Here is an 11,777-nt window from a genome sequence, read left to right as displayed (position 1 = left end):
TTTACTGCTGGATATTCAAGGTCTTTTTCTTGGTGAATTTGGTCGGCAAAGTATTAGCCGGGTCGTCGGGCCACAGGTGTTTAGGGTAGCGCCCACGCATCTCTTTTTTCACTTCGACATAGGGCCCTTGCCAAAAGCTGGCCAGATCGGCCGTCAGTGCCAAGGGGCGCTGCGCCGGAGACAAGAGTTCCATGGTTACGGTCAGCTCCCCTTGCAGTAGCCGCGGGCTTTCGGCCATGCCCAGCGCTTCCTGCAGACGCACGCTCAGCAGCGCCCGCCCGCCGGCATCATAGCGGATCGGCGCCCGGGTGCCCGTGGCCATTTTCCAATGGCTCGGCAGCCATTCATTCAGCATCTGCTGCGCCTGCCACTCGAGGCGATTGAGCAGCAACTGCTTGATATCCAATGCCATTAACCCCTTTAGCTGCTTGATATCGCTCAAAAACGGCTCCAACCACTCCTCGAGAGAATCCAGCAGCGCCGGATCGCTGCTGTCCGGGAATAGGCTCGGATCTTTGGATCTTGCCAGTGCCAGCCTGAACTGGAGCTGCCTGACATCCTCATCCATATTGAGCAGCGCCAAGCCTTTACTGCGCAGCAACGTCATAATCGCCTGAGCCCTCAGCTTGGGATCCACCTCTTTCTCGGCTTCCCGCTTGAGCACTATCTCCCCAAGACGCAGTTGGCGCTCGGCAAAGAAACGTCCCTTGGACTCATCCCAGCCCGCCTGCTGTTGCCAAGTGCAGAGAAAAGCCAGCTCATTTTCCAGCAACCCCGCCGGTAATTCGGCCGCCAGATAGATGCGGCCGGCGCTGCGGCCCTCGGTCTCCTGGTAATCGGCCACCACCAGAAACTCGCAGCCGCTGAGGCTGTCACCGGCATCGAGCACCACGCCGCTGCCATTGGCCAACTGGTAACCCTCGACGCCTCTTGCCTTGGCTATCCTGTCAGGAAATGCCAGCGCCAACAACAGGGCGCAATCGGCACGATTCGCCAATTTCAGAAAGTCTGCCGCCTTGCCATTAAGCCCTAAGCGTCTGAGCCAGTTGCCGACTTGTCTGGCCTCAAGGCCTTGAGTGGCCTGAGAAAGTTTATCCATGATATCGGCGCCGTTGCCCGCAAGGCTTCTGGCCTCCAATAAGGCAGCCAGCAGACAAGCCAGACCGGCGAGCTCAGGTTCGCCGCGCCCCTGCCCCAAACTCTGCGCCCGAAGCAGCATATGCGCCAGCCGTGGCTGCGCCCCCAGTGCATAGGCCGCGCGGCCATGGGCGCTAAGCTTACGTTGCCTGTCTACCAATTGCAGCGACTGCAACAGCTGCCAGGCCACCGCCTCATTGGCTCTGGCCGGTGGCGTCAGTAAAGGCAAGTCACTGAGGCTACGCACACCCCAGCAAGCGGCATCCAAGGCCATGGAGAGCAAGTCGGCATGCAAGATTTCCGGCTCATCCGCTTGCGGCAAGCGGCCGTGCTCCTCCTGGCCCCAAAGCCTTAAGCAGAAACCCGCACTGGTGCGCCCAGCCCGCCCGGCTCTTTGAGTGGCCGATGCCTGGCTGATACGCTTGAGTCCCAAACGGGTCACGCCGCTGCGGGGGTTGAAACTGGCCTGGCGCTTGTAACCACTGTCCACCACCAGAGTAATCCCCTCTATGGTCAGACTGGATTCCGCCAGGTTGGTGGACAATACCAGCTTACGCTCACCGGCATTGGCCGGGGCAATCGCCGCATCCTGCTCTTTGGCACTCAGTGAGCCGTAGAGAGGACAAATGCGCACATTGGCCGCAACTCTGGATTGCAGATAGTGCTTGAGGCGCTGAATTTCCCCCTGTCCCGGCAGGAAGGCGAGTATCGAGCCCTGTTGCTGCGCTTCGCTAACCCCCAAAGCACTGGCCTGCTGAGGGTCCAGCAGCGCCAGCAACTGCCGCCCCATATGTTCAAGCCAAGGCGCCATGCCAGAGCCGGAACCCGAACCGCTGCGCCTCTGCGCCGAAACAGCGCTGTAGGCGATAGTCACAGGGTAGCTGCGACCCTCACTGGCAAGTAGCTTGGCATCCGGCATCAAGGTTTGTAACGGCAAACCTTCGAGCGTTGCCGACATGGCCAGCAAGTGTAAATCGTCCCGCAATGAGGCCTGCACTTCCAGTGCCAACGCCAGACCGAGATCTGTGCTCAGATGGCGCTCATGGATCTCATCGAAAATGATCATGGCAACGCCCTTGAGCTCAGGGTCCTGCTGGATCATGCGGGTCAGCACCCCCTCGGTGATGATCTCGAGTCGGGTGTTGCCGCTGACCTGACTCTCACCACGAATCCTGAACCCCACCTCTTGCCCCAGCGCCTGCCCTCTTTGGCGCGCTAAAAAGCCGGCGATGGCCCGAGCCGCCACCCGTCTGGGCTCCAGCATAAGGATCTTGCCGTCGATTTCCGGCCAGTCGAGCAGTGCCAAGGGCAGCGCGGTGGATTTACCGGCTCCGGTAGGTGCTTCGAGGATAACTTGCTGACAAGTGGCCAAGGTTTGGCGCAGTTGAGGCAACAGAGATTGAATGGGTAAGTCGTTCAAGATTCAGGGCATGGCTTACAAAAACAGGCGCTCAGTGTAACCAGTTTCCGCCGCTGTGGCTAACCTAACGAATTGGCTCGCTCAGCGCCAATAAGGGCCTGGGTTTACCTATGGCGTAACCTTGAGCATAATCCACTCCTAGCTCCCGCAGTTTCGCCACTATGGCCTCGGTTTCCACAAACTCGGCAATAGTTTGAAACGCCATCTGCTTCCCCAACTGACACATGGCGGCAATAATCGCCTGATCCGCCTTGTCTTCACAGAGATTGACCACAAACTGGCCGTCAATCTTCACATAATCCACCGCCAACTGTTTCAGGTAGGCAAAAGAGGAAAAGCCGGCGCCAAAGTCATCCATCGCCAGCTTACAACCCAAAGGTTTGAGCAGTTCAATCAACCTATGAGCCTGCTCGAGCTGGCTGAGAACCGAAGTTTCGGTGATTTCGATACACAGCTTATCGACCAACTCCGGCTCGGCCAGCAGACGCATCTCAAGCCAGTCCATAAACTCCTCATCCTCAAGCGAGGACGCCGAAAGGTTCAGCGACACCAAAGACAGGGACTGCCACAACTCAAGATGCCGATTGCCCCAAAGCAGCAGATGATCTATCACCCAGCGATCCACTCTGGACGCCAGGTTATAACGCTCTGCCGCCGGCAGAAATATCGCCGGTGACAGCATCTCTCCCTCCTCCTGATACATACGCAGCAAGATCTCCAGATGCATACCGCTATCTGTAGCCTCCAGCGGGCGGATCTCCTGAAAATAGAGCTCAAATTTGTCGTTGGCCAGGGCTCCCAGGACATCGACCGAGGCGGTCATTTCGCTGTAGAGCCGCTTGAGGCGGGGATCGCTGCTATCGTAGAGTAACCAGCCATTGCGCCCCTGCTCCTTGGCCAGCCGGCAAGCGGCATCGGCCTGGCCCATAACGGTATAGATGTCCTGCGCCAATGGTTCCAACTGGGCTATGCCTATGCTGGCCGAGACCCCATGTTTGCGGTTTTCCCAGTTGAATTCATGATTAAACAGCTGCTGACAGATACGCTCAGCGATATGTTTGGCCGACTCAGGGTTACAAAAATGCATCAGGATCCCGAACTCATCGCCGCCGAGCCTGGCCACCACATCCCCCTTGCGCACCAGCTGCTTGAGCCGCTGCGCCACCTGACACAAGAGCCTGTCACCCGCGATATGCCCGCTGACATTGTTGATCACCCGAAACTGATCCAGATCCACAAAGGCAATACACACGGGAGGAGCCTGTTCCTCGCCGAGCACCTTGGCCAGCAAGGCTTCGAAATGCACCCGATTGGGCAGGCCGGTCAAAGCATCATAATTGGCATGGAATGACAGCTCGCTGGCCAGCCTGTGACGTTCACTGACATCTTCAGCCATCAACACCAGGGTACGCTTATCAGCCTTGCTACGACTGATACTGAGCTTTTGCCAGGAGAGCTCCTGTCCATGCTGAAAACCAACCTCACACCAGGCCTGATTCAATACCCCATCGCGCACCACGGCCAGGGTATCGAGCAAAATGCCCTTGTCATCCTCACGCACCAAGGTCAGCAGATCCTGGCTATCAGCGGCTACCAGTGTCTGTTTGGCTATCCGGTTCATCATGGTCAGTTGGTTGCTGCTATCCAACTGCCCGCAAGCCAGGGGTAACTGCTGAAACAACTCCTGATACTTGCGCTCACTGGCCAGCAGCGCCAATGCGATACGGGTCAGTTCCATCGCCGAGCCTATCATGGCGGCCGCATGACTGAGTTCATTGACAAAGTCCTCCTGCCAGCATTTTTCGCCGCCGCATTGCAAGGCACCGACGGCGATATGGGTCTCCCCCAGATTCAGTGGCGGCAGAACCAACAGGCTACGTACCTGCCACTGGCGTAAAAAACGTTTCTCTTCCTGAGCTTCCTTGGGAAGCTCTTCAATACTGTCCAGGGTCAGGAGTTTGGGATGGCGTAACAGATTGCGAAAAAAAGGCATGTTCCCCAACCCCCACTCTCGGGTGGCTTGCAGAGTATTGAATTGGGGTTTGAGGTAGAGATTACGGGTCTTGAGCCGCCCGGGAGCCTTTCCAGCCGCCAGCACAAATACCCCGTCACAATCCAGTTGCCGGGTGATGATCTCCAGGGCGCGATCAACATTCTGCTCCAGGGTGATCAACGGAGAATCGCTGAAGACATCCACCAGGGCATGTTGCAATTGATTGGCTAGACTCACGGACATAATGGGGTCATTTCCTTACGACTGTTCCTGAACTGAAGAATCCATCTGATACCATTATGCTTCCATTTTAACGCAGTGAGTCAACTCTCATGCAAAATGGTATAAGCCACAGTATAGGTCAAGAGTATAAGCCAAAGCCTTAACCGGAAACGAAAAATGAGCCCAATTACGCCTAAAAGACTATTTCTCGGATTCTCGCCAGCCGCGGCAGAAAGAGCGAGCTTGCTGAAGTTGCAGCTGGCTTGTGAACAAGCTTATGAACCGTCAGCCCCAAGTCTCAAGAAAGTGACTGAGGCCAATCTGCATCTCACCCTGGCGTTTCTCGGCCAGGTGACGGCAGAACAGCTCGAGGATTTACTCGCTGCCATTCCCGGCTTGCCCTTGAAACGCTTTCGGGTGCGGCTCGAGCATCTCTGTTTCTGGCCCGGGCCGAAAATACTCTGCCTGGCCGGCATAGCCGAAGATCCAGCGTTAATGGCGCTCGCCAAGGCGGCGCAACAACTGGCAACAAATCTTGAGCTGCATAGCAGCGAATATGATTACCGCCCCCATATCACCTTGATGCGAAGGGCCAACAACCTACCGGAACTCGAAGATGTTCCAACGCTCGATTTAACGCCAAGCGAGCTGCAACTCTACGAGTCTTTGAGTACTCCAACCGGCGTCGAGTACCGGATATTGGCCAGTTGGCCGTTAAGCGACTGAATCACTTAAGCGCCTTGTGCATCACCACGCAGTCGAGCACTATGCCTCTTGGGGAGTGATATTGGCTTATCCCCTCACCGCAAAAGCCACAACTGCGATAGAAGTCGGCGGCATTGAGGGTAGACTCCAGCGTCAGAGCGGTCACGCCTTTTTCACGCGCCAAAGACTCGAGATAAGCGAGTAAGTCGCGCCCGAGCCCTTGGCCCATGGCTTGTGGATGCACGAACAGGGCTTCAATTCGGTCGTTATCCAGCATGCCGGTCGCCAGTATTTTTCCCTGATGTTCGATTAGATAAAAGTCTCTCTCCACCATGGTGATAAAGACAGAGGGCATCTCGCCTTGGGTCCAAATTCTGAGCTCTGCCTTTGTGTAAACCTCCTGGCAACCGGCTTGAATCGCCAGATTACGGATATCCCAGGCAGCTTGTGCGTCTTCCTTTCTTGCCTTGCGTAATTTCATCCTGCACTTCCCTTCGTTGAAAAATAGCGATACACAGGCATTAAAAAGCCGCCCTGTAGGCGGCTTGGTTTGACCGTTAAGTCCCTATGACTCAGTCTGCCAGCAGTTCGGCTATGGTCAACATACCGTGAGTCGTGGCGCCTGCAGCCCAGAGGGCCGAAGCGTTGTCTTCAAATGCGGCGGCCAGATCGATATGCAGCCAATCGACACCTTCATTGACAAAACGCCACAGGAAACCTGCGGCATTGGAAGCGCCACCGGCGCCGCCACCTTTTACAGGGCGGCTGTTGGCGGTATCGGCATAGGCAGAAGGGCACATCTCTTTATGCCAAGGCTCCAGCGGCAAAGGCCAAACATTTTCGGCCACTAGAGCCGCCTTTTGCTGCGTCAACGCCAGCAGTGGCTGACTGGGGGAGAAGATGGCGTTATAGTTGCGGCCAACGGCCATCACGGCGGCGCCGGTCAGAGTGGCGGCATCAATAACCCGAGTCGCACCGCTGGCGCAGGCGGCCTGCAGACCATCGGCCAGCACCAGGCGTCCCTCGGCGTCGGTATTGACCACTTCAACCGTGGTGCCGTTCTTGTAGGTCAGTATGTCTCCCAGCTTATAGGCACGACCACTTATCAGGTTCTCGGCGCAGCAGAGGTAGAGTTTAACCCGCTTGTCGAGACCGTTCTGAATCGCCAGTCCCAGCGCCGCAGTAACCGTTGCCGCGCCGCCCATATCCGCCTTCATGCCCAGCATGCCTTCGGAAGCCTTGATGCTGTAACCGCCTGAGTCAAAGGTGATCCCTTTACCTACCAGCGCGACGGACACGGGAGCATCTTCACCCAGAGGGTTAAAATCCAGTTCCAGCAATGCAGGTGGCCTTTCGCTGCCGCGGCCAACTGCATGAATGCCTATCCATTGCTCCTGCAACAAGGCTTCCCCTTCAACTATCCGGTAGCTGACCTTGTCACCGCCGAGTTCGGCCAGCCAATTGGCCGCCTGCTGCGCCAGTTTCAGTGGTGGCAGATTTTCCGGGGTTTCATTAATAAGACTGCGGGCAAACGATGCGCTGTAAGCCCTGCTGGTCAGCGCGCCCTTGAGCGCCTCATCACCGGCCCACTGGATCTCATGGCCGCCTTTGGCAGTGACAAAGCCCTGGGCAAAGGCCCACTGACAGTTGAGGTCCCAACCCTCTCCCACCAAAGAAACCTGATTGATCCCCTGGTTACGCAGTTTGCGGGCGGCCATCTGAATTTGTCGCAGGGCATCGTTTCCCTGCAGGTGGATCTGAGCCTGCTCAGCATTGTAGGTTACATCGGCCTTGCCCCAATGGGCCGCAGGGGCCTCATGGGTCAGCGCTATCTTCATGGATTGACTCATTTCGATTCCTTCTTCTTTTATATGTAGTGAACGCAAGGCGCCACAATTGCGTCCAGTGTACTGCATTCCTGCCTGGCACTTGAAGCCCTGCGCCGAATGAGAATTGTTGCCAACTGTAAAGCCTGCTAGGCTTTGGAGTTTTCAGTCACTTCAGGGAGATGGGGATGGAGTTTATCCCACCACTGCAATCCGGCATTTTGATCCAAAGGTATAAACGCTTTCTGGCCGATGTCAGGCTGGATGATGGCACTGAGATTACTCTGCACTGCCCCAATACGGGTTCAATGAAGAACTGCCAGTTCCCCGGCGAGCGGGTTTGGTTCTCCTGTTCAGACAATCCCAAGCGTAAGTACGCCCACACCTGGGAACTGATGCAAACCCCTGGAGGCGACCTGATTGGAGTCAACACCGGCCGGGCCAATGCCCTGGTAGAGGAAGGGATCCAAACAGGTGTCATCAAGGAACTACTGGGATACCAAAACCTCAAGCGGGAAGTGAAATACGGTGATGAAAACAGCCGTATCGATATTTTTCTCAGCGAAGGGGTAAAGGCCGATTGCTATATCGAAGTGAAGAACACCACACTCTTGGAAGAGGGTCACGGTTACTTTCCTGATGCCGTCACCAGCCGCGGTCAGAAACACTTGCGGGAACTGATGTCCGTGGTAAAAAGTGGCCAACGAGGGGTATTGGTGTTTTTAGTGCAACATACCGGCATAAAAACCGTATCAGCGGCCCGCCATATAGATTCAAAATATGCTGATTTATTGAACGAAGCCATAGATGCCGGGGTAGAAGTGCTTGCCTATGCCACAAGCCTTGCCCCAGAAGGCTTCAGGGTGGAATCAAGGCTCGAATTTATCCGCTGAACCAGCTGTAAAAAGTGATAAAAAGTTGATTTAATCGGGTTTAGCAGACATATTCAAATAATTAGCAATAAGTAAATCGAAATATTTGCCTAGGTAGAGAGATTCTGATATAGATAGCGGCCGTTCATAAGAACGCCCTACGACGCAAATGGAAACAGGAGATGCGTTATGCCTGAAGGCACTAAAAAACTTGGTGTACTCGCTATCGCTGGTGTAGACCCTTACCAGGAAAAACCCGGTGAGGAGTACATGAACTCACAACAACTGAGTCACTTCAAAACCATTCTTGAAGCATGGAGGAATCAGTTGCGTCAAGAGGTGGATCGCACTCTTACCCATATGCAGGATGAAGCTGCAAACTTCCCGGACCCGGTGGACCGTGCCGCCCAGGAAGAAGAGTTCAGCCTCGAACTGCGCGCCCGCGACCGCGAACGTAAGTTGATCAAGAAGATCGAAAAGACACTGCAGAAAATTGAAGAAGATGACTTCGGTTTCTGTGAATCCTGCGGCGTTGAAATCGGCATCCGTCGTCTGGAAGCCAGACCGACAGCCGATCTGTGTATCGACTGCAAAACGCTGGCAGAGATCAAAGAAAAACAGATGGCAGGTTAATCTAATCTGCCACAGCGCGGGGCCAAGTGTTACACTGGCCCCGCGATTTTTTTGTCACTCTGCCCTTGATGAACAACACTTCCTACATAGGCCGTTTCGCCCCCTCGCCTTCTGGCTCTTTGCATTTTGGCTCTCTTGTTGCCGCCCTCGGCAGTTATCTACGCGCCCGCTCAAAACAAGGGCTGTGGTTACTGCGAATAGAAGATATCGACCCCCCAAGAGAAGTCAGCGGCGCAGCCGATGACATAATGCACACTCTGGAAGCCTTTGGCTTACACTGGGATGGCGAAGTGCTGTACCAGAGCCAACGCCTGCAAGACTATCAACAACATATAGATGCCTTGCTGAAATCCAATCAGGCCTACTATTGCCAGTGCACCCGCAAACAGATCCAGCAAAGAGGTGGCGTTTACGACGGCCGCTGCCGGGAGTTGCAACTCAAGCAAGGTGCTATTCGCATTCACAACCAATTGGCGGTTGCTCAGTTTATTGATGACCATCTGGGTCAAGTCTGTGTCGACCCGGCCTTCGCCGCAGAAGACTTTATTATCAAGCGCAGCGATGGCCTGTACGCCTATCAACTGGCGGTAGTGCTGGACGACGCCTTTCAGGGCATCACAGAAATCGTCCGCGGCGCCGATCTCTTGGAGGCCAGTTGCCGACAGATAAGCCTATTTCGCCAATTCGGGTTTCAGGAACCGAGTTTTTTTCATCTGCCGCTGGCCAGCACCCAGGCTGGACGCAAGCTCTCCAAGCAAAACCATGCCACGCCGGTGGATAAACGCCATCCACAGCCGGCGCTGTTGGCGGCACTTGAGTTTCTCGGCCAGGCCGCTGTCACGCCCCAAGCCGATGTGACTCAGATGTTGGCTCAGGCGGTGGCTCAGTTTGATCCGGACAGCATTCCCAAACAGACAGAGATCCTCATCGGCCGCTGATATACTCATCGCCCGCTATTTGGTATATCATAGCCGCCAGTTTTTAACCCTTATTTTGCGTTAACGTTCCGAGGTGTCCCATTTTTCGCCGTATCAGTCAGTTTTGTAAGCAGTTGTTTGACGATGGTCAGACAGCCAAGGCTCAACAAGAAGACAACACAGACACAGGTTTGAGCCTGGAGGTTATCCCGCGCGATGGCCACAGCATTTCCCGCAGACAGATTAGCGAGAATGCGCTCAAGGTTTTGTACCGCCTGCATAAGTCTGGCTTTAACGCCTATCTGGTTGGTGGCGGCGTACGCGATCTGCTGCTTGGACTGGATCCGAAAGACTTTGACGTGGTCACCAATGCCACTCCGGAAGAGATCAAGAAGCTGTTTCGCAACTGCCGCCTGGTTGGCCGTCGTTTCCGCCTGGCCCATATCGTCTTTGGCCGGGATGTTATTGAAGTGGCTACCTTCCGCGGCCACCACGGTAACAGCGAAGAGAAGATTTCCAAGGTCAATTCGGCCGGACGACTGCTGCGCGACAATGTTTATGGCGACATAGATGAAGACGCCGAGCGCCGCGACTTTACCGTCAACGCCCTCTATTACAATATTGCCGACTACTCCATTCGCAGCTATGGCGGCGGTATTCATGATCTTAACGCCAGAACCCTGCGACTGATTGGCGATCCCGAGACCCGTTATCGGGAAGACCCGGTGCGTATGCTGCGGGCCGTGCGCTTTGCCACAAAGCTTGGGATGTCCATCGACAAGCGCACTGCGGCCCCGATCAAGAGCCTGGCTCCGCTGCTGAAAGATATTCCGGCGGCGCGTATGTACGAAGAAGTACTCAAGCTGTTCTTCGCCGGTAAGGCACTGAACAACTATCAGATGATGCGCGAATATCAGCTGTTTGCACCGATATTCCCTCTGGTGGAAAGCCTGCTGCGGGACGATCCCAAGGGCCCGGCCGGCAGACTGCTGAGCGAAATGATGCACAACACAGATGTGCGCGTCGGTGAAGACAAGCCTGTGACACCGGCCTTCTTCTATGCCGCGCTCCTTTGGTATCCGCTGCAAAACCGCGCCCAGGATATTGCCTTGGAGAGCGGTCTCAGCCCCTATGATGCCTTCTTTGCCGCCATGGGCGATGTACTTGAGCAGCAGTGCCGCTCGGTAAGCATTCCACGCCGCTTCAGCACTCCGGCACGGGATATCTGGCAGTTACAGATGCGCTTTGAACGCTCTCAAGGGGGCCGCGCCTTTAAACTGATGGAGCATCCCAAGTTCCGCGCCGCCTACGATCTCTTGCTGCTCAGAGCCAATGCCGAAGGCGGTAATCTGGCCAAACAAGCCAGTTGGTGGCAACAGTTTGTCGAGTCTGATGATGATAAGAGACAACAACTGATACGCAGCGGCAACAAAACCGGCGGCAGCCGCAACCGTAATGCCAATCAGCGCCGGCGCCGCAAGCCACGTCGCCCAAGCGAAAAACCACAGGCGGCCGAGTAAGATGACCGGAGTCTATGTGGCGCTGGGCGCCAACCTGGACTCTCCCGAGCGCCAGCTTGATAGTGCTTGCCTGGCGCTGCAACAACTGGCGCAACAAGGCAGCTTTCGCGTTTCATCCTACTATCGCTCGGTTCCCATGGGCGATGTTCCCCAGCCAGACTATGTCAATGCGGTGGCCTGTTTCGAGACCGAACTGGCGCCGCTGGAACTCCTTGACGCCTTGCAGGCAATCGAGTTGCAGCAAGGTCGACAACGCCTGGTGCGCTGGGGGCCCAGAACCCTGGATCTGGACCTGCTGCTCTACGGCGATGAGCAGATACAGACCCCAAGGCTCACTGTGCCGCACTACGGCATCAAGAGCCGTGAGTTTGTCCTCATTCCACTGGAAGAACTCAATCCTTCGCTGGTGTTGCCCTGCGGCACCGGCATAGCCACACTGATCACCGATGCCATGCGCCAATCGCTGCAATTGCTCCATCCCTCCGGCTGAGAAACTGAGCCGGATCGTTGCAGTCCAAAGCTTCATGGCATA

The 11,777-nt window shown here is 55.7% G+C and carries 10 protein-coding genes; 6 read left to right on the top strand and 4 right to left on the bottom strand.

The genetic code is table 11. From position 1 onward, the window contains the following. Position 1: 1 nt before the first annotated feature. Both hrpB and ACMHXH_RS17915 read right to left on the bottom strand, forming a co-directional pair. Positions 2-2,557, bottom strand: a complete 2,556-nt coding sequence (gene hrpB / locus ACMHXH_RS17920; RefSeq protein ID WP_335911868.1) for an ATP-dependent helicase HrpB — start codon at positions 2,555-2,557, stop codon at positions 2-4. A 64-nt stretch (positions 2,558-2,621) separates the two neighbouring features. Beyond that, positions 2,622-4,793: a putative bifunctional diguanylate cyclase/phosphodiesterase gene (locus ACMHXH_RS17915; protein ID WP_335911870.1), complete on the bottom strand. Its 2,172-nt coding sequence runs from the start codon at positions 4,791-4,793 to the stop codon at positions 2,622-2,624. Between the two features lie 156 nt (positions 4,794-4,949). Here ACMHXH_RS17915 and thpR point away from each other — a divergent pair, with 156 nt between their 5' ends. Beyond that, on the top strand, positions 4,950-5,498 hold the full coding sequence (gene thpR, locus ACMHXH_RS17910) for an RNA 2',3'-cyclic phosphodiesterase (RefSeq protein WP_335911871.1): 549 nt from the start codon (positions 4,950-4,952) through the stop codon (positions 5,496-5,498). Between the two features lies 1 nt (position 5,499). Here the strand turns inward: thpR and ACMHXH_RS17905 are convergent, their stop codons facing one another. Next, positions 5,500-5,958, bottom strand: coding sequence for a GNAT family N-acetyltransferase (locus ACMHXH_RS17905; RefSeq protein ID WP_335911873.1), 459 nt, complete (start codon positions 5,956-5,958; stop codon positions 5,500-5,502). Between the two features lie 91 nt (positions 5,959-6,049). Then, entirely contained in the window at positions 6,050-7,327 is a 1,278-nt protein-coding gene (gene pepB / locus ACMHXH_RS17900) for an aminopeptidase PepB (RefSeq protein WP_144361583.1), read from the bottom strand. Between the two features lie 164 nt (positions 7,328-7,491). On the opposite strand from pepB, the gene sfsA reads away from it, so the two are divergent. The 5 genes from sfsA (at position 7,492) to folK (ending at position 11,735) form a co-directional block, all read left to right on the top strand. Further along, positions 7,492-8,196 (top strand): DNA/RNA nuclease SfsA, encoded by a 705-nt coding sequence (gene sfsA, locus ACMHXH_RS17895; RefSeq protein ID WP_144361584.1) that lies wholly within the window; start codon positions 7,492-7,494, stop codon positions 8,194-8,196. A 168-nt stretch (positions 8,197-8,364) separates the two neighbouring features. Beyond that, positions 8,365-8,808 (top strand): RNA polymerase-binding protein DksA, encoded by a 444-nt coding sequence (gene dksA / locus ACMHXH_RS17890; protein ID WP_025010051.1) that lies wholly within the window; start codon positions 8,365-8,367, stop codon positions 8,806-8,808. 68 nt (positions 8,809-8,876) lie between these two features. After that, positions 8,877-9,746, top strand: coding sequence for a tRNA glutamyl-Q(34) synthetase GluQRS (gene gluQRS, locus ACMHXH_RS17885; RefSeq protein ID WP_144361621.1), 870 nt, complete (start codon positions 8,877-8,879; stop codon positions 9,744-9,746). A gap of 113 nt (positions 9,747-9,859) precedes the next feature. After that, a complete protein-coding gene (pcnB, locus tag ACMHXH_RS17880; RefSeq protein WP_202932874.1) occupies positions 9,860-11,245 on the top strand; it encodes a polynucleotide adenylyltransferase PcnB in 1,386 nt (461 codons plus the stop codon). A gap of 1 nt (position 11,246) precedes the next feature. Then, positions 11,247-11,735, top strand: a complete 489-nt coding sequence (folK, locus tag ACMHXH_RS17875) for a 2-amino-4-hydroxy-6-hydroxymethyldihydropteridine diphosphokinase (protein ID WP_071475782.1) — start codon at positions 11,247-11,249, stop codon at positions 11,733-11,735. Positions 11,736-11,777 lie beyond the last annotated feature (42 nt).

The sequence above is a fragment of the Shewanella sp. BJSY2023SW001 genome (assembly GCF_047314685.1).
GTDB lineage: Bacteria > Pseudomonadota > Gammaproteobacteria > Enterobacterales > Shewanellaceae > Shewanella > Shewanella indica.
Note: the sequence above shows the minus strand (reverse complement) of the source record. Positions and strands in the feature narration are given on the sequence as shown.

Bases quoted from the DNA above. Each gene is read 5' to 3' on its own strand.
- pepB (WP_144361583.1), bottom strand. From the start codon at position 7,327: ATGAGTCAATCCATGAAGATAGCGCTGACCCATGAGGCCCCTGCGGCC.
- ACMHXH_RS17905 (WP_335911873.1), bottom strand. From the start codon at position 5,958: ATGAAATTACGCAAGGCAAGAAAGGAAGACGCACAAGCTGCCTGGGAT.
- gluQRS (WP_144361621.1), top strand. From the start codon at position 8,877: ATGAACAACACTTCCTACATAGGCCGTTTCGCCCCCTCGCCTTCTGGC.
- ACMHXH_RS17915 (WP_335911870.1), bottom strand. From the start codon at position 4,793: ATGTCCGTGAGTCTAGCCAATCAATTGCAACATGCCCTGGTGGATGTC.
- thpR (WP_335911871.1), top strand. From the start codon at position 4,950: ATGAGCCCAATTACGCCTAAAAGACTATTTCTCGGATTCTCGCCAGCC.
- dksA (WP_025010051.1), top strand. From the start codon at position 8,365: ATGCCTGAAGGCACTAAAAAACTTGGTGTACTCGCTATCGCTGGTGTA.
- sfsA (WP_144361584.1), top strand. From the start codon at position 7,492: ATGGAGTTTATCCCACCACTGCAATCCGGCATTTTGATCCAAAGGTAT.
- folK (WP_071475782.1), top strand. From the start codon at position 11,247: ATGACCGGAGTCTATGTGGCGCTGGGCGCCAACCTGGACTCTCCCGAG.